Below are 22,055 nucleotides of genomic sequence, written 5' to 3'. Positions count from 1 at the left end.
CGATCCTAGCCTGGCCGTTTCCTCCCAGTTGACAACGGCTACAGCTACCGGCGTCAGCTGGGATCGGACCCGCGCACCGCCGACAGCCAGACGGCCGCCGCCGCCCCCACGGTGGTCCCCGTCGCGAAAGCCGTTGGCCCGCCGCCCGCCACGTACACCCACAGCAGCCCGATGAACGGTCCCGCGATGGCGGCCTGCGCGTCCAGCAGCAGCCGCCGTCCATACTTCGCGGCGGTCGCCGCCATGACCGTGGCATTGTCATCCGGCCGCGCCGGATTGTCGATGAGCCTCCCCGCCGGTTCGGTACTGCGCATCCGCCCCGAGGGGTACACCCGCACCCCGTCGACGGTGATCGCGCGCCCGGCCATCGCGGCGTTCCCCTGCGTCAGCGTCACCAGACCGGGATCGAAATACACCGGCAGCCACCGCGTCCGCCCACCCGTGGTGAACTCCAGCCACGACCGGCTCACCAGCCGATGCTGCTGTCGTACCCGCCGCACCCCCACATCCCGGCACCCCTCACCGCGCGGCAGCCCGACCGGCAGCACACCCAGCGCCCCGGCGAATTGAAAAGCGCTGTACCCCAGGATGATCACCGCGACCGTCCCGAGCAACGCACCCTGCTCCGAACCGCCGAACGGCGCCCACGCGAGGCAAATCGCGAGGGCGCCGATCGTCATAACGGCCGGATAGGTCAGCGGATGACCCGTCCGGAGAATCACTTGAGGAAGCCGACCTTGGTGTAGTCGGCGCTGGCCAGACCGAACGCACCCCAGTTGGCGAGGTTCGCGCGCACGGCATGGGTGCCGGAGGCCTGGTTGAGGGGCAGCGAATGCACCTCGTTGAAGATCATCAGATCGGCCTTGTTGGCGAGTTCGCGGGCCTTGGCCGGATCGAGCTCGGACAGGGTCTGATCGATGAGGGTGTTCAGTTCCGGCGATCCGACGCGGGCCTTGTTGCCCTGCCAGTTGGCCGGATCGTAGTAGTAGAACTGGCGCAGCGCCTGCAGCGGCAGTGTGGAGCCGGAGATGCCGGACTGGGCGATATCGAAGTTGCCCGGGTTGATCACATTGGTGAAAAGTCCGGTGCCCGGGACGGTTTGGATGATCATCTTGACGCCGACCTTGGCCAGGTTGGCCTGGATGATCTTGGCGGTATCCACCCATCCGGCCTGGTCGTACATGACGTCGCGCAATTCCAGCTTGCGCCCGTCCTTTTCGCGGACATCACCCTTGAGCACCCAGCCGGCCGCGTCGAGTTCCTTGGCGGCGGCATCCGGATCGAAGGCGACAACCGCTGAATTGTCCTGGTACCCGGTCTGTCCCGCGATGAAGACGTGGTTGTTCACCACCTGCGGCTGATCTACGATGCCGTGCTGGCTGGTGTTGACGATGTTCTGCCGGTCGATGGCCTTGGCGATGGCCCGGCGCACCGCCGGATCCTCCAGCAGACCACCGGGCGCGCCGTTGAAGGTCAGGATATTGACGCTCGGCTCCGAGGTGCGCCGGATCTCCACGCCGGGGGCATTGCGCGCCGCGGTGACGTTCTCCAGACCGGCGACGTACGCCTCATCCAGCTCGTTGTTCTGGATGGCGGGCACCACCGCGGTGCTGTCCAGCACGCTGAAGGTGATGTTGGCCAGTACCGGCTGATCACCCCACCATTTCGGGTTGCGGCTCAGGGTGATCCGGTTCTGCGTCCGGTCCAGATTGGTGATGATGAACGGCCCGGAGCTGACCGGCAGCGAATTGCGCGCCCAGTCGTTGAACGCCTGCGGGGATTCGGTGTCGGCCTTCGGGTACAACCCGCCGAACAGGCCCTGCCATTCGCCGTACGACTTGTCGAAGGTGACGACCACCTGCCGGTCGTCCGTGCCGCGTTCCACCTTGCCGATGGCGTTGTAGCCGCTGGAGGAGGCGACCTGGTAATCCGGGTTCCTGCCGTTCATGGCCTGCCACTGCGAGCGGAAATCCTCCCAGGTGATGGGGGAGCCGTCGGACCACACGGCCTTCGGGTTGATCGTGTAGGTGACGACCTGCTGCGGGCTGGTGCTGGTCAGCTGGATATCGGTGTAGTAGTTGTTGTCGACGCTGAGCTCACCGGCCGCATTGCTCTTGAACGTCTGCGGCAGTGTCGGACTCACCACATCGTTGGTATCGGTGGTGTTGCCGTCCACGTGCAAGCCGTTGAACGACTCCGGGTACGCGCTCAGCGACAGCCGCAGATTGCCGCCGTCGGCCAGATCCGACACCGGGTGCGGATTGATCGCATTGGTCGCGCCGAGTGCGGCGGTACCGCCCTCCGTGCTGTCGCCGGCGCTACAGCCGGACACGATCACGCCCAGGGCGACCATGGGGATCGCGAGTCGTGTCACTGTCGAACGTATCCGCATGGACCGCTCCTTCCGCCGAGACGGCTGTAGTTACTTCAGGAACCCGATCAAGGTGTAGTCGTACGTGGCCAGTCCGGGTGCACCGTAATTGGCCAGCTCGGACCGTACCCCGTAGTTGCCCTCGGACTGGGTCAGCGGAAGTGAATGGCCCTCTTCGAAGACCTTGCGGTCGACCTGATTGGCCAGTTCGATCGCCTTCTGCGGATCCAGTTCCGAGAGTGTCTTGTCGATCAGCTCATTGAGTTCGGGTGAGCCGATGCGCCCGTAATTGGCCTGCACGTCGTCGGGGTAGTAGCCCCAGATCTGCGGGACGCTGCCGAGCGGGAAGGCGTCGCCCTGGAAGGTGAACTGGCAGACGTCGAAATCGCCGGGCTGAATGACATCGGTGAAATACCGTGCGCCGGGCCGGGTGTCGATGGTGAGCCCGACGCCGATCTTGGCCAGATCCGCCTGGATCATCTTGGCGATGTCGACCCAGGTGGGGTCGTTGTACATGACATCGCGGATGACCAGCTTCTTGCCGTCCTTGCTGCGGGTGCCGTCACCGTCGCGCCGCCAGCCGATGGCATCGAGTTCGCGCGCGGCGGCATCGGGATCGAAGCCGAGCGAGTTGTCCTGATATCCGTTCTGGCCCTGCAGATATACGTGATTGTTCAGCGCCTGCGGATTCGCGGACAGTCCGTTCTGCACGGTGACGGCGATGCGCTGCCGGTCGATCGCCTTCGAGATGGCCACGCGCAGTGCGGGATCGGCGAGGATGGAACCCGGAGCGCCGTTGAAGGTGAAGTGCCGCCAGCGATTACCGGGCGCGTGCCGCAGATCCATACCGGGGGTATTGCGCACATTCTGCACATCGTTGATATCGCCGAGCAGCGCGGCGTCGAGTTCCTTGTTCTGCAGTGCGGGTACCCAGGCGGTGCGGTCCAGCACGCTGACGGTGATGGTGTCCAGCTTCGGGGTGTTACCCCACCACTTCGGATTGCGGGCCAGCACGATTCGGCCCTGCGTCTTATCGGTGGACTGCACGACGAACGGTCCCGCGGTCAGCCCGATGCCGTTGAGCAGTGAGGTGTTGAACGAATCCGGGTCGCGCGTCACCTGTTTCGGGAACAGCGTGGCATTGCCCGCGAATTGTCCGCGCCAGTCGGCGAAATGCTTGGCGAAGGTGATGACGGCCTGCCGGTCGTCCACCCCGCGCTCGACCTTCTCGACCCGGTCGAAGCCATTGGAGATGGCGATCAGGAAGCGTTTGTCCTTGCCGCTCAGCGCATTCGCCTCGGCGGCGATGTCCTCCCAGGTGATGGGGCTGCCGTCGGACCACACCGCCTTGGGATTGATGGTGTAGGTGACCACCTGCGGATCGGTGGAGGTCAGCTGCACATCGGTGAAGTAGTCGTGATTGACGGTGAGGTTGCCCGCGGCGTCGGTATCGAAGGCGCGCGGCATGAGCGGCCGGATACTGTCCATGATCTCGCCGTCATTGCCGTCCACCTGGAGCGTATTCCAGTTGACCGGGAACGAGGTGACGGCGAGCCGCAGATTCCCGCCGTCGCGCAGGTCGTCGCGGGGATGCGGATTGATCTCGGCGCTACTGCCGATGATCGCGGAACCGGTGGGGGCCTCGGTGCTGCCACCGCAGCCCGCAACCAGTAGTCCGGCGGTGAGAAGTAGTGCGGCGCACCGTATTTTCCGCATCGCATCGCTCCTATCGGGTGGTCGCCGGAACCGGTACCGCGTCGATCAGCGCGCGGGTGTACTCGTGTTCGGGAGCGGCGAAAATGCGTTCCGCCGGGCCGTATTCGACGATCTGTCCGCGATACATCACCGCGATGTCGTGCGCCAGATTACGCACCACGGACAGGTCGTGTGAGACGAACAGATACGAGAGCCCGCGCTCGGCCTGCAGGTCGCGCAGCAGATTCAGCACACCCGCCTGAATCGAGACGTCCAGCGAGGACACGGGTTCGTCCAGCACCAGCAGTTCGGGATCCAGCGCCAGGGCACGCGCGATATTGATGCGCTGCTTCTGCCCGCCGGAGAAATCCGCGGGGTAGCGGTCGGCGTGCTCCGGCCGTAATCCGACCTGCCGCAACAACTCCGGCACCCGCCGGTTGATCTCCTCGCGGGAGCGGCCGTCGATGCGCAGCGGTTCGGCCAGTACATCGGAGATGGGCAGGCGCGGGTCCAGCGAGGACGACGGGTCCTGGAACACGATCTGCATCTTGCGCCGGATATCGCGCCGCTGCTGTTTGGTCAGCGCGGTCACGTCATTGCCGAGGATTTCGATGCTGCCGCTCTCCGGCTTCACCAGATCCATGATCTGGGTCAGCGTGGTCGACTTGCCCGAACCCGATTCACCGACCAGCGCCAGCGTGCGGCCCGCGCGCACCTCGAAGCTGATTCCGTCCACGGCCTTCACCTCGCCGGTGCGCCGCTGGAAGATGACGCCCTTGGTGATGGGGAAGGTCTTGCGCAGTTCCTTGACCTTCAGCACCACCTGCGAGGCGTCGACCTCGGTCTCCTCGGGTGGTGCGTCGATCTCCCTGCGGTAGGCGGTGAACAGCGCGTCACTGCCCACCTCCTCGGTGCGGATGCACGCGGCCCGATGTCCGGGGCCGGTATCGCGCAGCGGCGGTTCGGCGGCCAGGCAGTCCTCGACCGAGACCGGGCAGCGCGGTTCGAACGGGCAGCCCGCCGGAAGGTCGTGCATGGCGGGCGGGGTGCCGACGATGGGAATCAGCGGTGCGCGCGGCGGACCGTCGATGCGCGGAATCGAGCCGAGCAGCCCGACCGTGTACGGCATCCGCGGTGCGTGGAAAAGCTCTGCGGCCGGGGCGGTTTCGACGACCCGTCCGGCGTACATGACGGCAACGCGATCGGCGAGGGTGGCGGCGATGCCCATATCGTGGGTGATGAAGATGACGCCCGCACCGGTGATATCGCGTGCCTTGCGCAGCAGGTTCAGAATCTGTGCCTGCACGGTGACATCGAGCGCGGTGGTCGGCTCATCGCAGATGATGAGTTCGGGATCGTTGGCGATGGCCATGGCGATGACCACGCGCTGGCGCATACCGCCGGAGAACTCGTGCGGAAAAGCCTTGGCGCGCACCGTCGGATCCGGAATGCCGACGAGCTCGAGCAGTTCGATCGCCTTGGCGGCCGCCTCCTGCTTACTCATCTTGCGGTGTGCGAGCAGGGCTTCCGCGATCTGATCGCCGACGCGATAGACCGGCGTCAGCGCGGACAGCGGGTCCTGGAACACCATGGAGACGCGGCTGCCGCGCAGCTCGGACATCTGCTTATCGCCGAGCCCCAGCAATTCTCGCCCGCGCAGCCGGATCGAACCGCGCACCCGCGCCTGTTCCGGCAGCAGGCCCATGATCGCCATGGAGGACACCGATTTACCGGAACCGGATTCACCGACGATGGCGACGACCTCGCCGTCGTTGACGGTGAAGTTCACCCCGCGTACGGCATCCACCCGGCCTTCCTCGCCGGGAAAGGACACCTTCAGATCGGAGACTTCCAGAAGCGGTGCGGTGGTGCGCCGCTCGGTCGACTCCGGGGCGGTCTCGCTCATGCCTCGGCCTTTCGGTCGGCGCGCTTGCCACGCTGTTTGGCGCGCGCCCGCTTGGCGCTCGGATCGAACGCATCGCGCAGGCCGTCACCGATGAGGTTGGTGCACAACACGATCGTGACCAGGAACGCGCCGGAGAATACGAAGGTCCACGGATAGTTCAGCGCCGACGAGCTGTACCGGCCGATCAGCGAGCCCAGCGAGATGTCCGGCGGCTGCACACCGAAACCCAGGAAGCTCAAACCGGTTTCGGCCATGACCGCGCCGCCGACCGCGAGGGTGGTGTCGATGATCAGGATGGACGCGATGTTCGGCACCACGTGCGTGGTGATCACCGTCCAGGTCGACGCGCCCATATACCGTGCGGCGCGCACGAATTCGCGTTCCCGCAGACTCATCGAGAGCCCGCGGATGATGCGCGCGCTGATCATCCAGCCGAAGAAGGCGATCAGCACGGTGAGCAGCAGTAGTGAGCTGTTGCCCTTCGTCTTCGGCGCGAACAGCGCGATCATGATGAAGCTGGGGATGACCAGCAGCAGGTCGACCAGCCACATGATGGCCCGATCGGTCCAGCCGCCCAGCAGACCCGCGAGCGAACCCGCGATGGTCGCGATCACCGCGGACAGGAACGCCGCGCAGAAACCGATGATCAGCGACTTCTGCAAACCGTGCAGGGTCTGCGCCAGCACGTCCTCACCGGAGAGCGTGGTGCCGAACCAGTGCTTGGAGCTCGGCGGCTTCAGCTTCTGATTGAGGTCCGGATCCATATCGGTGTACGAGTACGGCACGAAATGCGGCAGCACGAACGCGGCTACGAACACCAGCGCCAGCACGATCAATGCCGCCACCGACACCTTGTTGCGCAGGAACCGGCGGATCACCAGCTTGCGGCGTCCCACCGGGTTCGGCGCACCCTGGATGATGGTCTCGACTTCGGTCATCCCACACGCACCCGGGGGTCGAGCAGCGCGTACGCGATATCGGACAGCAGGCCCGACAGCAGCACCACGATGCCGGTGAACAGGGTGGAGGCGAGCACGATATTGATGTCCTGCGCGCCGATGCCGTTGACGATCCACTCACCGACGCCGTGCCAGCCGAAGATCTTCTCGGTGAAGGTCGCGCCGGTGATGAGTCCGCCGAGGCTGTAGGCGAACAGGGTGGCCATGGGTATCAGCGCGGTGCGCAGCCCGTGTTTGTAGAGGGCGCGGGACCGGGTGAGGCCCTTGGCCCGCGCGGTGCGAATGAAATCGCTGCTCAGCACATCCAGCATGGCATTGCGCTGATACCGGCTGTATCCGGCCATCGCGCCCAGTGCCAGGCCGAGGGTGGGGATGAACAGGTGCTGCGCGCGATCGACCAGCTGATTCCACAGGCCGTGGATCTGCGTCGCGGAGGTCTCACCGGTATAGAGGAAGATCTGCTCGCCGGTGGCCTGATTGATCTGCAGCGCACCGAATTTCAACAGGGTCGCGAGCAGGAACACCGGTGTGGACAGCAGTAGCAGCGACACTATGGTGCTGAAATAATCGCTGAACTTGTACTGCCGGATGGCATTCGCGGCTCCTATCAGCACACCGAGCACGCTGCCCACGATCGATCCGATGAGCAGCAGTCGCAGACTGACGCCGATGCGCCGCGGCAACTCCTCGCTGACCGGCTGTCCCGGCAGCGTCTTGCCGAAGTCGCCGTGCACGACCCCGCCCGCCCAGGCCAGATATCGCTGCGGGATCGGATCATCGAGATGCAACTCGGCGCGTTTGGCGTCGATGACCGATTGCGGCGGTCGCGGATTCCGCTGTTCCAGGTAGTCCAGCGGCGTGAATGTGAGTGACGCCACGGTGAAAACCAGGAACGACGCCAGCACGAGCAGCACGACATAGTTCAGTGCGCGTCGCAGGAGAAAGCCGGCCATCAGTCCCTCTCGGGTCGAGTTCTTGTGCAGATCATAGGGAGTCCTGTGGATAACCGTGCGTTACGGAGCGCAGTGGCGGATAACGAGCAGGGCATCGGGGCGGTAACGAGGATCAGCCAATGCCGGGCAATTCACCCGGGCTGCACATTCCGGGCTCGGATTTCAGGCAGGATGGACTAGGTGACTCTCTTCCACCTGCCCAAACCCAAGATGGTCGCGACCGATGTCGATGGGACCCTCATCGACAATGGTGAGCAGGTGACACCGCGCACCAAAGCCGCGATCGACGCCCTCATCGCGGACGGCGTGCCCTTCGTCCTGGCGACCGGTCGCCCGCCCCGGTGGATCGATCCGGTGGTGGACGGACTCGGTTACGCGCCGCTGTGCGTATGCGGGAACGGCGCGGTCATCTACGACAGCGCGCAGGATCGAATCCTGGCGAGCCGAACCCTCGATGTGGAGACCCTGGCCTGGGCGGCGGATCTGGCCGAAACCCTGCTTCCCGGTTGCGGACTCGCCGCCGAGCGGGTCGGCGCGACCGCCCACGACGCCGCCACCCCGCAATTCGTGAGCTCCCCCGAATATGAGCATGCCTGGCTGAACCCGGATGACACCGAGGTCTCGCGCGCGGAAGTGATCGCGTCCCCCGCGATCAAAATGCTCATCCGCCTGCCCCGCATGACCAGCGGCGACATGCGCGCCATCCTGGAACCCCACCTCACCGGCCGCGCCGACCTCACCTACTCCACGGACAACGGCCTGATCGAACTGTCCGCCCCCGGCGTCACCAAGGCCACCGGCCTGGCCGGCGTCGCCCAGCGACTCGGCGTCCAGCACGCCACCATCATCGCCTTCGGCGATATGCCCAACGACGTCCCCATGCTCAAAATGGCAGGCCACGGCGTCGCCATGGGCAACGCCCACCCCGAAGCCAAAGCCGCCGCCGACGAAGTCGCCCCCGCCAATCACGAAGACGGCGTAGCCCAAATCCTCGAACGCTGGTGGCTCTGACCCTTCCGGCGAGTGCAGCCCTCCCGTCATCCCGGCATGCTTTTGGCCGGGATCCACACCTGTCGCGTGGAAACCCGGCCAATCGCATCAATCCCTGAAACCTACTGCCCCGCAGCAGCTTCCGGTATGGCAGCAGCCGGAATCGGATCCGCCTGCTGCCCATTGCCCAGCATCGCCGGAATCGGCGCGGGCCCCTGACCCTGTCCGGCGCCGAGGTTCTTCAGCACCGTCGTGACGATCCCGGTGATCTGACTGAAAATCAGCGACCCGTTCTGGAAGTCGGTGCGCACCCCATCCTGCACCGGGTACTCCCCGCTGGTCGGCAGCCCGAGCGCCCCGGTCCCCGCTCCCAATTGCAGGAACCGTTCCAGGATCTTCCCGACCACCGCGAACGCCTGCCCATCCGGCGTCGAGTACACGTATCCGTTCACGAATTGCGCGTACTGCCCGCCGTTCGCGGTCGCGATCGGCTCCGACTTCGCCTGTCCCATAGGACCGTTCGGCCCACCGGACGCCTCGTAGTACTTGGCCACCGGACTGGTCTCGAGCATCCCGAGCAGCTTGGTGGTCAGATCCGCGAGCGTCGCCAGATCGGCCTCACTGCTCGGATTGCTTTGCGGTTGTTGCTGATTCCCCGCATTGCGCTGCGGCCGAGTCTGCGTCGGCCGTTGCTGCTGCGGGGGCGGGGGACCGCTCGGCTTGCCCGCGACATTCTCCGCGAGCGAGCGAATCCGGTCCATCAGGTCGTATGCCATATCGCCCGGGCACGTGGTGTTGCCGACATCCCTGTGCGCGAACACATTCGGCAGTTTCACGGCCTGTCCGAGCGGATAGCGCGTGTAATCGCTGCCCTCGGAGTACATGGTGGTCTTGCCCTCGGGATCGATCCCGGCCACCTTGGCGCGCCAGCCGATGAAATTGCCCATGGCCTGCATGGCTTCCTCGGTGGGCGCTTCCTCCTCGTGATTGCCCATGAACGCCACACCGGCGGTGTTGATATTGAATCCACCCGCGTGCGCGCCCTCGACGGGCCGATCCAGTCCGCCGAAGCGGCCTTCGAAGATCTGCCCGTACTTGTCGACCAGCGCGTTGTAGCCGATATCGCACCAGCCCAAGGTCTTCGCGTGATACGCGTAGATCGATCGCACGATGCCCGCGGATTCCGAGGCGGTGTAGTCATTGCGCCCGGCCGTGTGGTGCACGGTGATGGCGTTGACGGCGTCGTCGTAGGTGGGTTCCTCGCAGCGCAGCGATTCGTCCGCACCCCATTGCGCGCGGCTGATCACCTTGGGTCCGCCGCCGGGCAGCGGCGCGGCCACCCGATTGAGGTTCTCATCGGCCGCGCCGCGGCCCGGATCGATGAGGATGGCGGCGAGTTTCTCCAGGTTGATCTGGGCCGGATCACCGTGATCGGTGAATGGCGCGACCTCCGGCTGCGCGGGCGTGGCCAGCGTGTCCGGGTTCGCGGGAGCGTTCGGCACCGGCTGCGCGTCGGGGTTGGCCGCGGGCGCGGGCTGAGCCTCCGGATTGGCGGGCGCGTTGGGCGCGGGCTCCGGGGCGGCCTGGGCTCCGGGGGCGGCCTCGGGTGCCGGATTCGCCGGAACATCCTGTGCCGCAGGCGGATCCACGGGAGCCGCCACCGCGCGCCCGGTGTTCTTCTTGGTCACCAGGATCTGCACGGATTTTGTCTTGCCGACGTAGATCGGTTCGGTGCCGGTGCGCCCCGGCTTCTTGGCGGGGGTGTCGACGGCTTCACTGTCGTACCAGGGTCCCCAGCCGCCATCGGAGCGTTTGGCGCGAATGTACGCGGTGGTCCCCACGAGTTCGGGCGCGGTGAGCGCCACCATGCTGAACGGGGTGTCCCGGCTGAGTTCCTTGACCTGCGCCCCGACCTTGTTGACCAGCTCGTTCGGCACGGCATTGGGGGCCAGGGCGGGAGTATTGAGATCGCCGGTGAGGTCCGGCTTCTGCACCGGTTTCGGTGCGGGGGAGGGGTTTCCGGTATCGGCGCCCGGTACCTCGGGGCCGGGGGCGGCGATGAATCCTGGTGCGCCGCCGGGGTTTACATAGTTTCCTGCGCCCGGCATACCGGGCCTGCCTAGTCGCGGTAACGGTATCTCGCTGGGTAAGCCGAGCCCCGGCGCGAGCCCGGGCGGAATGTGGATCGACGCCGGCAGCGGCAGCATGCGCAGATCGGAGAGATGCAGATCGGGCAGGTTCATCCCGGTCAGTTCACGGAGCGGCAGCACCAGATCGGGTGCGGAGGCGAGTGCGACCTCGGCCATTTCCGCTGGTATTGCTGCCGGATTGCTTGCGTCGGTGGGCATGATGTCCCGAGAGTCTCCCAGCGCCAGAATGCCGAGCGGCGTCGTGATCGCCAGGATGGTGACAACCGGGAGAACATACGAGTGTTTCGTTCGGCGGTACGGCACGAGCAGCTCCCATTCGACGTAAAACCGTTGCGGATCGCCGGGGCCCGGGGTTGCTTCCCGGCGAACCAACGATCACACTAGTCCCAACTGTCACAATCCCTGAACGTGTGGTTGAGGATTAGCTTTCGGTAACTCGAATGTAGCTTCGGCTATCGACAGAATGGGTATGACATGCCGAACGGGCATCTACATCAACGCCGGAGACGGCGCCGCCTACTAGCCTTATCGGTCGCCGCGTGCACCCTGGGTGGCGCGACCGCGGGCCTGCTCTGGGCCTGGCCGGACGAGGAGTACGAATTCGTCAACAGTCCGGGTCACGGCCGCGGGCTGAGTCAGAACGGCGCGTTCGATCGCGCCGTCGGCGGCAATACCGCCGAGACGATCCTGGCGCACTACTACCCGGGCGCGCAGCTCGACACCCTCGCCTCGGTGCCGGTCCGCGTCCGGCTCATGGGTTTGGACGACAAGACCCTCGATGTCGAATCCGAGACGGGTCTCTATGTCGCGGGCCGCCGGGTGGTTCCGGGCCAGGCCGCGCATCTCACGCCGACCGCCGCGGGCGCGGACGTCACCATCACCCAGGGCTGCGATGGCGCGGTGCTGTGGGAGGGAACGACCGACGATCCGTACGCGTATCCGCTGGAGAACGGCAGTAACCGGCCCAAGGACGAACACCTCGAGCTCTGCGAGGGATCCAACTACCGTGGCGTGCTCGGTGTCACGCTGGACGGCAATTCCAGTCGCGTGGTCAACGAGGTCGACCTCGAGGATTACCTGCTCGGGGTCGTGCCCGCCGAGATGGTGCCCAATTGGGCGGATGAGGGCGGCTCGGAAGCCCTTCGCGCACAGGCGATCGCGGCCCGGTCCTATGTGCTGGCCGAACAGCGGTACTCGTATGCGCAAACCTGCGATACCACCGACTGCCAGGCATATCCGGGCACCGATAAGGAAGACGCGCGCACCACGGCGGCCGTGCAGTCCACGGCCGGGCAGGTGCTGGTGCACGACAATCATGTCCTGCGCGCCGAGTACTCCGCCGCGCCCGATGGCGGCATTCCCAGTATCGACAATCTCGAAGTCGGCCCCGCGCTGAGCGAATTCCAATCCGCCCCAACACTTATCGACCCGACGGTGCCCACCTACACCGACCCGTCGTACACCGATCCGACCCTCGGTAATCCGTCCGGCACGGACCCGGGCTACTCCAACCCGGCCGCGCCGCACGATCCGGCGGGCGCGATCCTGCGAAGCCTCGCCGATATGCTCGCACCGCAGCCCCGCCCGAACCGCGGCCTTTCCCCCGCAAGCCATTTCGGTGTTCCGGGAACCCTGGGGCCGACCACCGGACCCGTCATCCCCGGCAACACCATCGCCCCCAGCACCGCCTCCACCCCGACCCCACCCGCGGCGCCCTTCTGACCCGCTACTCCGCCGCCAGTTCACCGGCCACCGGGTCGGCCCCCAGCGGCACCAGCCAGCCGAGGCCCGCGTCCGGCGCGAATTCCGCCATGCGGCTGGACAATTCGTCCTTCTGCGCGTCGGTGAGCGAATCCGCTCCGTCGCGCAGTCGGTCAACGGCCTCGCGGTACGCCACCAGGTATTTCCGCTGCTCGGCGAGAATCCCGATATCCCCGGCGGGTCCGTGTCCGGGGTACAGCGTCAGCCCGCCCAGTTCGGTGCTCAGTCGCTCCAGCGCCGCCAGCCATTCGGCCGAATGCCCGTCGGTCATATAGGAGTGCACACCGCAGAACGCGAGATCCCCGATGAACGCGACCCGCTGCTCCCCGCTCTCCACGAGAATCCAACTGTCGGAATGGCTTTCACCCGGACCGATCTCGTGCACGGTCACGCGCACGCCGCCGATCTCGATGGCAGATCCGCTCTCGACCAGGGTTTCCGGCACCCGGTACCGATCCGGCCATTCCGCCCCGTAGGTCGGACCCCACTGCGCCCGCTTGGCATCGGCGCTGTCCGCGATCACCTTGGCCACGGCGGCGGTCGAGTACACCGGCGTCTCCTCGGCCACCACGTACGGCAGCCCATTGAAGTGGTCCGGATGCGGATGCGTCACGAACGCCGCCGCCACCGGCTTGCCGATCGCCGCGATCTTCTCCTTCAGCGCGTGCGCATCGGAGACCAGCAGCGTGGAGTCGATCAGCACGACCGCCTCCGCCGTCTCCACCAGGTATCCATTCACGAAAATGCCGTTCTCCCCGGCCGTGAACGTGTGCACCTGAAATTCCTGCGACATGGTGTTCTTCCCTTCTCCACTACGGTGAAGACGAAGTTAGAACCGCCCACCACCCGCCGCCAGAAGGCACTTTCAAGTGCCCATACCCCGGGAGCCCCCATGCCCCTGGTGATACCGGATGTCCTCGAAGAATCCTGCGCCACCCGCCAAGCCCTGGAACGCCTCTCGTCCAAATGGCGAATCCTGCTGATCTACGCCCTCCTCGACGGCCCGCACCGCCACGCCCACCTCCGCCGCCGCCTCCCCGGCATCACCCAGAAAATGCTCACCGAAACCCTGCGCTCGATGGAGTCCGACGGTTTGGTCGAACGGCACGTCTACAAGGAGACGGCTCCCCAGCACATCGAATACGCCCTGACCACCCTCGGCAAATCCCTGGAACAACCCCTCGCCGCGATCTGCGATTGGGCGGTGCAGAACCAGGTGGGCGAGTAACCGCCAAACGACAGTCACCACGACGCTTCTCGTGTCAGCTGAGTGTCAGAGGCATGTCAGTTCGCCCGGACAAAGTGTGTACATCGAACAAGACGACCTGAACAACAGGGTTCCGGTCAGCCACAACAGCTTTCGAGGAGTACACCATGTCGAACACCACCATCGCCTCCGTCGCCCTGACCGACGAAGCCAAGAGCACTCTTCGCACCGCCGCCTACGGTGCGGTCTCCCTTCTCGCCGCCGCCGGCGCCCCGCACAAGGGCAACGCCCAGGCCGCCATCGCCCTCACCTCGGCCACCGGCCTGGTGGGCCACACCCTCTCCGCCAAGTCCAAGGACATCCACCTCACCGGAAAGACGGTCGCCGACCTGGCCGACCAGGTCCTCCCCGCGCTGACCGCCGCCATGTCCCTCCTGGAACGCCAGTCCCCGGCCGAGGCCGACAACTTCCGTGCCACCGTTCTGGTAGCCGTCGAAGCCGCCCTCCACGCCGGCAAGTCCGTCCCGGCCCCCGCCGTCATCGCCATGGCGAACAAGATCACCGAGGCTCTCGACGCATAACAAAACTCGTTGCGGCACAACATAAGCCGGTCATGCGGTCCTTCCGGACCCATGGCCGGCTTTCCTGCTGTCCGAAGCCGTCGTCGCCTCGAAGCCGATCAATCGATGTCATCGAAGGTTTCGATCGCGGTTCTGAAGGATTGCCCGGCGGCGGGTTCGATCAGGACGACGAAATCGGGAAGCGCGGATGGGGTGGCATCACCCTCGTCATCCATCGCCCCGGGCTCCGCCTCCCAATCGAGAAGGTGCACGGTCACTGCGTAATCCCCTGCGGGAAGGTCGATTTCGGTAGGGACTATATCCGCCACCGACGCCTCGGTGTCATCGAAAGCGCCGACACTCTCGATCCCACTTACCTTGGCGGTCCCCGTGGACCGGAACAGATACGGCTCCGAAGACTCCTGCAGATACTTGCGCTCCCGCGCGGTGAGCTCGGCCGCACCGGTCGCGTCCACCCGCACCAGCACCCCGAATCGCCCGTCGGCCAAGATGTTCAGCGGAACCAGCTTCCCAGTCTGAATATGCTCCCCAACCGGCTCATCCTCGAGCAACTCCACCTCCCACCCGTCGTAATCCACGACGTGCGCGAAGCTGACCGGATCCCAAAGCGCGAGCATCCCCGACCCGGTAACCGCCGTGAACACACTGCTGCCCGCCACATCCGCAGACGATCCTGAACTCATGCCAGAGAGCTTCTCAGAAGGGTCCGACAACCCGGAATCCCGTTGTGCCATAACCGCTCCTGTGTCGCCGGGTACCGGACTCCGCGGTGTCAGTGGACGTGTCAGCCGTGCGTCAGGGCGGTGTCAGGTGGGTCGGACAAAGTAGGTACATCGAACAAAGCAGCCCGGGCCGAACCGGTTCGGGTAAGCGCCACAACGATTTCGAGGAGTACACGAAATGTCTGTCACCACCGTCGCCACCGTCACCCTGACCGATCAGGACAAGAGCGTTCTTCGCAGTGCCGCGTACGGTGCGGTTTCCCTGCTGGCCGCTGCCGGTGCGAAGGGCAATGCGCAGGCTTCGATCGCGCTGACCTCGGCTACCGGGGTCGTCGGCCACGTGCTGTCGGCCAAGTCCCGGGACATCGTGCTGCCGGGCAAGACCGTAGCCGAATTCGCCGAGCATGTGTTCCCCAACCTGACCGCGGCGATGGCCATCCTCGAGCGGCAGTCACCGGCCGAGGCCGACAACTTCCGCAGCACCGTCCTGGTCGCGGTCGAGGCCGCGACTCACGCGCGCAAGGGTGCGCCGAGTCCCGTCGTCACCGCGATGGCGCGTAAGATCGCCGAGGCGCTCGACGCCGTGTAAAGGCCGTCCTTCCAGGTGTTTTCAGGTGAGGGAGGTGTCGCCGAGGGAGATTGCGAGGGTGCGGAGGAGGGGGTTGAGGTGGTCTCGGTCGGTGGGGGAGAGGGCGGCGAGTAGGCGTTCCTCGTTGATCATGTGGAGGGGGAGGACCTTGTCGACCAGGGCCAGGCCCTCGGGGGTGAGGTTTACGCGGATGGCGCGGCGGTCGTCGGGGTCGGGGATGCGGGCTACCAGGCCCTTGGCGGTGAGGCGGTCGATGCGGTTGGTGATTGCGCCGGAGGTGCGCATGGCGGCCTTGTTCAATGCCCCCGCGGTCAGGCCGCGGGGGTCGTTGGAGCGGCGGAGGGTGGCCAGGACGTCGAATTCCCAGAACTCGAGGCCGTGATCGCGGAAGAACTCGGCCAGTTCGCGCTCCAGCAGGTGGGACAGCCGGTTGATGCGGGCCACGATCTCCATGGGGGAAACGTCCACGTCGGGGCGTACTTCTCGCCAGGCGGCGGTGATCTGGTCGACGGCGTCGGGCACCGGCGCTCCTCTCAATGGAAATAATCTCAACGTGAAGATACTTGACGCTGAGGTATCTCAGTGGTTTTATTTCAACGTTGAGATTATCAATGAGGAGCTAGAGATGACCATCGTGACCCGCCCCAGCGTCTCCGGAACCGCCGCGACCCTGGCTCTGACCGGGCTCGCCCCGCTGGTGTGGGGCTCCACCTATGCGATAACCACCGAATTCCTGCCGCCGGACCGGCCCATGTTCACCGCGCTCATGCGCGTGCTGCCCGCCGGACTGCTGTTGCTCGCGATCACCCGCAAGCTGCCGCACGGCGAATGGGTATGGAAGGCAGGGATTCTCGGCGTGCTGAACATGGGTGCGTTCATGCCGCTGCTCTTCCTCGCCGCCTACCGGCTGCCGGGTGGTGTGGCCGGGGTACTGGGCGCGGCCGCGCCGCTGGTCGCGCTCGGCTTCGCCGCCCTGGCATTGAACGAGCGGCTGACCGTCCGGAAAATCCTTGCGGCCGTTATCGGTATGGCGGGCGTCGGACTGGTGGTGCTGCGCGCCACCGCCGCACTCGACACCATCGGCGTCATCGCCGGACTCGGCGGCGCGGCCTCCATGGCGGCGGGCACCGTCATGACCAAGCGCTGGGGCCGCCCCGAAGGCGTGAAACCGCTGGCCATGACCGCGTGGCAGCTCATCGCCGGCGGCATCATGCTGCTGCCGATCGCCTTCGCCATCGAAGGTATGCCGCCCGCCATGGACGCCCGCGCCATCGGCGGCTACCTGTACCTCGTACTCATCGGAACCGCTCTGGCATACGCGATTTGGTTCCGCGGACTGGCCCGCGCCAATGCCACCTCGGTCGCATTCCTCGGCCTGCTGAGCCCGCTCTCGGCCACCATCATCGGCTGGATCGCCCTCGGGCAGTCACTCGCACCGCTGCAGGTGCTCGGCATGGTCATCGCACTCGGCGGCACCCTGCTCGGGCAGACCGCCGGCGCTCCCAAGCCCGTCACCGAACCGGTCAAGGAAACCGCGCGCGTCGCGGCCTGATCCACCACCCATCGAAGGAGTTCAGCAGCCATGCGTATCACCGTTTTCGGAGCCACCGGCGGAGTCGGCAGCCGCGTCGTGGCCGAGGCGATCAACCGCGGACATCAGGTCACCGCCGTCTCCCGCGATCCGGGCAAAGTGCGCGGACTGCCCGCGGCGGCCACGATCATCGCGGGTGACGCCACCAACCCCGAGGACATCGAAACCGCCGTCGCCGGAAGCGATCTGGTGATCAGCGCGACCCGGCCCGGCCTCGGCGATGAACAGCAGCTGCCCAAGGTCGCCGCCGCACTGCTGGAAGCTTTGGCAGACAAGGATATTCGCCTGCTGGTCGTCGGCGGCGCGGGCAGCCTCATCGTCCCCGGCACCGATGCCATCCTCACCGAACAGCCCGGCTTCCCCGCCGAACTCATGCCGATCGCCACCGCCTGCAATGATCAGCTCGCCGTCTTCCAACAGGCCGACACCGAGGTCGACTGGGTCTACGTCAGCCCCTCGGCCCTGCTCGAACCGGGCGAGCGCACCGGCGCGTACCGGATCGGAGCGGGTGAACTGCTACAGGATCACGAAGGCAATTCGGTGATCTCGATGGAAGACCTCGCGGTCGTCCTGCTCGACGAGGCCGAGAATCCCAAGCATCACCGCATCCGGTTCACGGCCGGATACTGAAGTCCCCCAACGAAAGCGCGGCCCCCGGTCATGAGACCGGGGGCCGCGCTTCGCATTTCGAGATCAGAAGGGGCGGAAGCCCGCACCCGCACCGCCGCGACGGTCGATATCGGCCAGCACCATGGAAATGGTGGTGGACAGCTCCGGCTCGTGGATCAGATCGCCCGCGCCCTTGCAGGCGGGGAGTTCGATCGAGATCGGCCCGGCGTCGAAATCGGTTCCGGCGACGACCATTCCGACCAGGCGATCACCCAGGATCACCGGTGCGCCGGAGTCACCGTGGTTGGCACACACCTGGCTGCGGAACCAGTTCGGGGTGGACTGCCAGACCGGGCCACAGGTGTAACCGGTGGTGCGGCCGTTCTTGCACGGGATATCGCCGACATTCGGCGGGCCGCCGACGGTGTTGATCACCGACTGTGCGACCTGCTTGGTCGGGTTCACCCGGGACGGGTCGAAAACGATTACCGCCCAATCGTTTCCGGCGCTCTTGTTCGCGATCACGCCGATTCCGCCGCTGCGGGTGTACTCGGCGGCGATCCGCGCGCCGACCTCACCGCAGTGCCCGGCGGTCAATCCGACCAGCCGTCCGTCCCGGTCGTAACCGATGGTGGTGAGCGTGCAGTCGGCCGTGCTGTTCGGATCGTCGAGCTGCTCGACATAGATACCCGAGCCCCCGCCGAGCGTCACCGGGGGAGCGGCGTCGGCCGTCCCGGTGAACAGTACGGAGGCGCTCAGCGCGGTCACGACCGCGGCAGCCCAGGACAGCATTCGGGCGCGGCCCGTTACCTTCATTGATTCCTCATCCCCCGGAAAAGAATTCGAGCGACGCGATGTATACCGGTCTCCGCCATCACGCCGGGCGATCGTGTCATGCGCCGGATCACTGAAGCAAGTTCGTTCCTGACTTAGGCTTGACCTTGACGCTACGTCAACTTGCATGCTGAATTCATCGAGGTGAACAAGGGAGGACGGGATGGCTACCGAATGGTCTATCCAGGATCTGGCCAAAGCCGCCGGGACCACCAGTCGCACGCTGCGGCATTACGGTGAGCTCGGGCTGCTGACGCCGACCCGGGTGGGGGCCAATGGGTATCGCTATTACGGCCAGGAATCTCTCGTTCGATTGCAGCGGATCCTGCTGCTTCGCGAGCTCGGGCTGGGATTACCGGCCATTGGCGAAGTGCTCGCGGGAGAGAAGGACACCGCCGCCGCATTGCGGACCCATCTGGAATTGCTGAAACAGGAGCAGGACCGGATCGCACGGCAAATCGCCTCGGTGCACACCACATTGCGGAAAACGGAAGCGGGTGAGCCACTCATGGCTGACGAAGTGTTCGACGGATTCGACAACAGCAAGTACAAGGACGAGGTCATCGAGAGGTGGGGAAAGGACGCCTGGGAGAGCGGCGACCGCTGGTGGCGGTCCATGAGCGACGCCGACAAGAAGGCGCATATGCGGGCCCACCTCGATATCGCCGCCGATTACGGCCGGGCGCGCGCCGCCGGGCTGACGGTCGACAGCGACGAGGTGCAGGCCATCGTGCAGCGCCACTTCGACTGGGTCACCATCGGCTGGCAGGGTAAGCGGCCGAACGCGGAGTACTTCACCAATCTCGGTGAAATGTATGTCGCGGACCCGCGATTCGCGGAGAACTACGACCGGCACGGCGCGGGCACCACCGAGTTCGTCCGGGACGCGATGGTCGCGTATGCCGCCGCGCGACTGTAATCAGGTAATACCGCAACCCCTTTCGGTGTCATGGCATCGGAAGGGGTTGCTGCTTTACAGGTCACACGCACCGAATATGGCATCGCCGGTGTCGGTGCCGCGCGGTAGAGTTCCCGCCATCGAAATGGGGAGGGACCATGAGTTATCCGTACGGACCGCCGGAGAATCCGTGGCAGGGGGAGCCCGGATATGAGCAGCCGGGATATCCACAGCCGACCTATCAGCAGCCGGGTTATGCACAGCCCGCTTATCCCCAACCGGGTTATCCCCAACAGGGTTACGCGTATCCACAGCCGGGATATCCCGGCTATCAGCCGCCGCCCAGTGGCGCGACCGCCATTGCCGCCGCGGTGCTGTCGATCCTTGTCGCGGTGCTGGCCGGACTGGCCGGCCTCGGCATCATTCTCATCGGCGCGACCTTCGGATCAAGCCACTACAACACGGACTACGAGAGCTCATCGTTCGACGACGACGTCACCGTCGCGATCGGCCTGGGGGTCCTCGTCCTGGTGATGGGCGTGCTGTGGTTCGTCGCCGCGCTACTACTGCTCGCCCGCAAGACGGCCGGGCGCGTCATGCTGATCGCCATCACCTCGCTCGCACTGATCGGCGGCCTCGTCGGCCTGGCCGAGAGCCCGGAGAGCCCCGATCTCATCGGGCTCGCGATCGGCCTGCTGATCCTCGTACTCGCCGCGGTACCGCCCACCGGCCGCTGGATCGCCGCGGCGAAGAATCCGCCGCCGGCGATCCCGCAGGGCTATATGCCCTACCCCTACGCCTGAAGGATCACGCCTGAATGATCAAGCGGCGCACATGGACTGCATGACGCCGCGCAGGATCGGCATACCGTACGTGGTCGGCGCGAACGCGAGGGTCTGCGCGATGCCCAGCGGGGTGGTGATGGTGGAGGCCACACCGGTGAAACCGGCGATGGTGCTGCCCACGGTGATGAGCAGGCTGGTGGTGTCCAGGGTCAGCGTGATCAGGTCGAAGGCGTTCTCCACCTTCACATCCGCCAGCGAGACCGTATTGAGCGCCTTGCCCTCGTAGATGTCGAAACCGAGGTTCGCCAGGAACGTCAGTGGGCCGTAGTCCATGGCGTTCACCAGCGGGCCGAGCTGTTCGATGCGGCGCATGGTGACGATGTCCGCGACCCGGTTGTCCCGCAGGAACCCCTGCAGCGCATCGGCATTGGCCTGTACGGCGGCGGGATCGACCGGCAGTCCGGCGGTCTGGGTCAGGAAGGCGCGCGAACGCTCGACCAGATCGGAGGTCTTGAGCTCGGCCAGCGGGGTGCAGGCGCCGTCGGCCTTGACCAGCTGATTCGCCAGATCCAGCAGCGGCTGCGGCACGGCGACGTGCTCATCGGGCAGTTCCAGCCGCAACTTCTCATAGGCGTTGGGCGCGTCGCAGTTTCGCACCAGCTGCGCCTGTACGGCACGGGCCAGGGACTTCACGCCGTTGAAGATCGCGCCGACGATCGGCTTGAGAATGAAGCCCGCGGTCGGGACCAGGCTGGCGGCCAGCTGCGCCGGAATCTTCACGATGCGGGTGCCGAGGATGAACACCTCGACCACATCGGCGACGGTCACCTGGGAGAGCGAGACCGTCTTGTCGATGGTGCCGGTGCGGATCGCGTCAAGGCTGTTGACCAGGTAGGACACGATCGGATCATCGAGGAATTCGAGCCGGTCGCCCGCGCCCACCGGGCTGCTGGGCAGTCCGCGCCGGTGCACATGGACATCGGCGATGGTCTGCCGGAAATCATTCACCTGCTGATCGAATGCGGTCAGCTGACCTGCGGGAACGACGGTGCGGATCGCGGTGGCGGCATTGGTGGCGATGTCGTCGAAGCTTGCCGCCCCGTTGCCACACAGGCCGGGGGATGCGGCGACCGGCATGGTCGCGAGGGTTTCGGTATCGGCGTGCGCCGGAGCGGCGGCCGGAATCAGGGCGGCGGTGCCCAATACGGCCGAGAGGGTGAGTGCGCCCACGAAGGGGGCGAGGCGATGAAACCGCATGTGGATAGGTCTTCCGGGTCGAGCGTATGGGCACGGCCGCTGATGCGCTCACGGCAACAAACTGGACGGGCGTTCAGTCTGGTGCGTATGTAATACAGCGCCGGTGAAGCGCCTGTCCCTACTTCGGTGAATATTGAGCAAATACCTCGACAACCCATCCCGATCACCGGGATGACCACCGCCCATTTCGGTCGTAT

21 protein-coding genes are annotated in these 22,055 nt (G+C 65.8%); 9 read left to right on the top strand and 12 right to left on the bottom strand.

Annotated elements, in window-relative coordinates; genetic code table 11:
* Positions 1-53 precede the first annotated feature (53 nt).
* From ACFC4D_RS44635 to ACFC4D_RS44610, 6 genes are read right to left on the bottom strand one after another with little or no spacing between them, the layout of a single operon-like run.
* Positions 54-722: a hypothetical protein gene (locus ACFC4D_RS44635; RefSeq protein ID WP_376072815.1), complete on the bottom strand. Its 669-nt coding sequence runs from the start codon at positions 720-722 to the stop codon at positions 54-56.
* Positions 719-2,392, bottom strand: coding sequence for an ABC transporter family substrate-binding protein (locus ACFC4D_RS44630; protein WP_375961703.1), 1,674 nt, complete (start codon positions 2,390-2,392; stop codon positions 719-721). Before ACFC4D_RS44630 ends, ACFC4D_RS44635 begins: the two co-directional genes overlap by 4 nt.
* A 30-nt stretch (positions 2,393-2,422) precedes the next feature.
* Positions 2,423-4,087: an ABC transporter family substrate-binding protein gene (locus tag ACFC4D_RS44625; protein ID WP_376072812.1), complete on the bottom strand. Its 1,665-nt coding sequence runs from the start codon at positions 4,085-4,087 to the stop codon at positions 2,423-2,425.
* A gap of 10 nt (positions 4,088-4,097) precedes the next feature.
* Positions 4,098-5,972 (bottom strand): dipeptide ABC transporter ATP-binding protein, encoded by a 1,875-nt coding sequence (locus tag ACFC4D_RS44620; RefSeq protein WP_376072809.1) that lies wholly within the window; start codon positions 5,970-5,972, stop codon positions 4,098-4,100.
* A complete protein-coding gene (locus ACFC4D_RS44615; RefSeq protein WP_375961710.1) occupies positions 5,969-6,910 on the bottom strand; it encodes an ABC transporter permease in 942 nt (313 codons plus the stop codon). Before ACFC4D_RS44615 ends, ACFC4D_RS44620 begins: the two co-directional genes overlap by 4 nt.
* Complete coding sequence (locus ACFC4D_RS44610; RefSeq protein WP_375961712.1) at positions 6,907-7,884, bottom strand: ABC transporter permease; 978 nt, start codon at positions 7,882-7,884, stop codon at positions 6,907-6,909. Before ACFC4D_RS44610 ends, ACFC4D_RS44615 begins: the two co-directional genes overlap by 4 nt.
* A gap of 210 nt (positions 7,885-8,094) precedes the next feature.
* On the opposite strand from ACFC4D_RS44610, the gene ACFC4D_RS44605 reads away from it, so the two are divergent.
* Positions 8,095-8,895 (top strand): HAD family hydrolase, encoded by an 801-nt coding sequence (locus ACFC4D_RS44605; protein WP_376072912.1) that lies wholly within the window; start codon positions 8,095-8,097, stop codon positions 8,893-8,895.
* A 101-nt stretch (positions 8,896-8,996) separates the two neighbouring features.
* Here ACFC4D_RS44605 and ACFC4D_RS44600 read toward each other — a convergent pair whose 3' ends face one another.
* On the bottom strand, positions 8,997-11,327 hold the full coding sequence (locus ACFC4D_RS44600; protein WP_376072806.1) for an N-acetylmuramoyl-L-alanine amidase: 2,331 nt from the start codon (positions 11,325-11,327) through the stop codon (positions 8,997-8,999).
* Positions 11,328-11,498: 171 nt separating this feature from the next.
* Here ACFC4D_RS44600 and ACFC4D_RS44595 point away from each other — a divergent pair, with 171 nt between their 5' ends.
* The gene (locus ACFC4D_RS44595; protein ID WP_376072803.1) at positions 11,499-12,746 is read left to right on the top strand and encodes a SpoIID/LytB domain-containing protein; all 1,248 of its coding nucleotides are present in this window, start codon (positions 11,499-11,501) and stop codon (positions 12,744-12,746) included.
* A 4-nt stretch (positions 12,747-12,750) separates the two neighbouring features.
* Here the strand turns inward: ACFC4D_RS44595 and ACFC4D_RS44590 are convergent, their stop codons facing one another.
* The gene (locus tag ACFC4D_RS44590; protein WP_376072800.1) at positions 12,751-13,578 is read right to left on the bottom strand and encodes an MBL fold metallo-hydrolase; all 828 of its coding nucleotides are present in this window, start codon (positions 13,576-13,578) and stop codon (positions 12,751-12,753) included.
* A 99-nt stretch (positions 13,579-13,677) separates the two neighbouring features.
* Between ACFC4D_RS44590 and ACFC4D_RS44585 the strand changes: the two genes are divergently transcribed.
* Together ACFC4D_RS44585 and ACFC4D_RS44580 are read left to right on the top strand one after the other, a co-directional pair.
* Entirely contained in the window at positions 13,678-14,013 is a 336-nt protein-coding gene (locus ACFC4D_RS44585) for a winged helix-turn-helix transcriptional regulator (RefSeq protein ID WP_375961723.1), read from the top strand.
* 146 nt (positions 14,014-14,159) lie between these two features.
* Positions 14,160-14,573, top strand: a complete 414-nt coding sequence (locus ACFC4D_RS44580; protein WP_376072797.1) for a hypothetical protein — start codon at positions 14,160-14,162, stop codon at positions 14,571-14,573.
* A gap of 98 nt (positions 14,574-14,671) precedes the next feature.
* Here the strand turns inward: ACFC4D_RS44580 and ACFC4D_RS44575 are convergent, their stop codons facing one another.
* Positions 14,672-15,256, bottom strand: a complete 585-nt coding sequence (locus ACFC4D_RS44575) for a hypothetical protein (protein WP_376072794.1) — start codon at positions 15,254-15,256, stop codon at positions 14,672-14,674.
* Positions 15,257-15,473: 217 nt separating this feature from the next.
* Between ACFC4D_RS44575 and ACFC4D_RS44570 the strand changes: the two genes are divergently transcribed.
* Positions 15,474-15,884, top strand: coding sequence for a hypothetical protein (locus tag ACFC4D_RS44570; protein ID WP_376072791.1), 411 nt, complete (start codon positions 15,474-15,476; stop codon positions 15,882-15,884).
* Positions 15,885-15,905: 21 nt separating this feature from the next.
* Here the strand turns inward: ACFC4D_RS44570 and ACFC4D_RS44565 are convergent, their stop codons facing one another.
* Positions 15,906-16,406, bottom strand: coding sequence for a MarR family winged helix-turn-helix transcriptional regulator (locus tag ACFC4D_RS44565; RefSeq protein ID WP_376072788.1), 501 nt, complete (start codon positions 16,404-16,406; stop codon positions 15,906-15,908).
* Between the two features lie 103 nt (positions 16,407-16,509).
* On the opposite strand from ACFC4D_RS44565, the gene ACFC4D_RS44560 reads away from it, so the two are divergent.
* Complete coding sequence (locus ACFC4D_RS44560; protein ID WP_376072785.1) at positions 16,510-17,436, top strand: EamA family transporter; 927 nt, start codon at positions 16,510-16,512, stop codon at positions 17,434-17,436.
* A gap of 30 nt (positions 17,437-17,466) precedes the next feature.
* Entirely contained in the window at positions 17,467-18,105 is a 639-nt protein-coding gene (locus tag ACFC4D_RS44555) for an NAD(P)-dependent oxidoreductase (protein WP_376072782.1), read from the top strand.
* Between the two features lie 63 nt (positions 18,106-18,168).
* On the opposite strand, the gene ACFC4D_RS44550 is transcribed toward ACFC4D_RS44555, so the two are convergent.
* Positions 18,169-18,900 (bottom strand): S1 family peptidase, encoded by a 732-nt coding sequence (locus tag ACFC4D_RS44550; RefSeq protein WP_375961801.1) that lies wholly within the window; start codon positions 18,898-18,900, stop codon positions 18,169-18,171.
* Positions 18,901-19,081: 181 nt separating this feature from the next.
* Here ACFC4D_RS44550 and ACFC4D_RS44545 point away from each other — a divergent pair, with 181 nt between their 5' ends.
* Positions 19,082-19,837 carry a MerR family transcriptional regulator gene (locus ACFC4D_RS44545; protein ID WP_376072779.1) on the top strand — a complete coding sequence of 252 codons (756 nt, stop codon included), beginning with the start codon at positions 19,082-19,084 and terminating at the stop codon, positions 19,835-19,837.
* A 137-nt stretch (positions 19,838-19,974) separates the two neighbouring features.
* A complete protein-coding gene (locus ACFC4D_RS44540) occupies positions 19,975-20,619 on the top strand; it encodes a hypothetical protein (protein WP_376072776.1) in 645 nt (214 codons plus the stop codon).
* Positions 20,620-20,637: 18 nt separating this feature from the next.
* Here ACFC4D_RS44540 and ACFC4D_RS44535 read toward each other — a convergent pair whose 3' ends face one another.
* Positions 20,638-21,858, bottom strand: a complete 1,221-nt coding sequence (locus ACFC4D_RS44535) for a hypothetical protein (RefSeq protein ID WP_376072773.1) — start codon at positions 21,856-21,858, stop codon at positions 20,638-20,640.
* Positions 21,859-22,055: the final 197 nt, after the last annotated feature.

The sequence above is a fragment of the Nocardia sp. NPDC056000 genome (assembly GCF_042269265.1).
Lineage (GTDB): Bacteria > Actinomycetota > Actinomycetes > Mycobacteriales > Mycobacteriaceae > Nocardia.
This window is presented reverse-complemented; position numbering and strand designations above follow the sequence as displayed.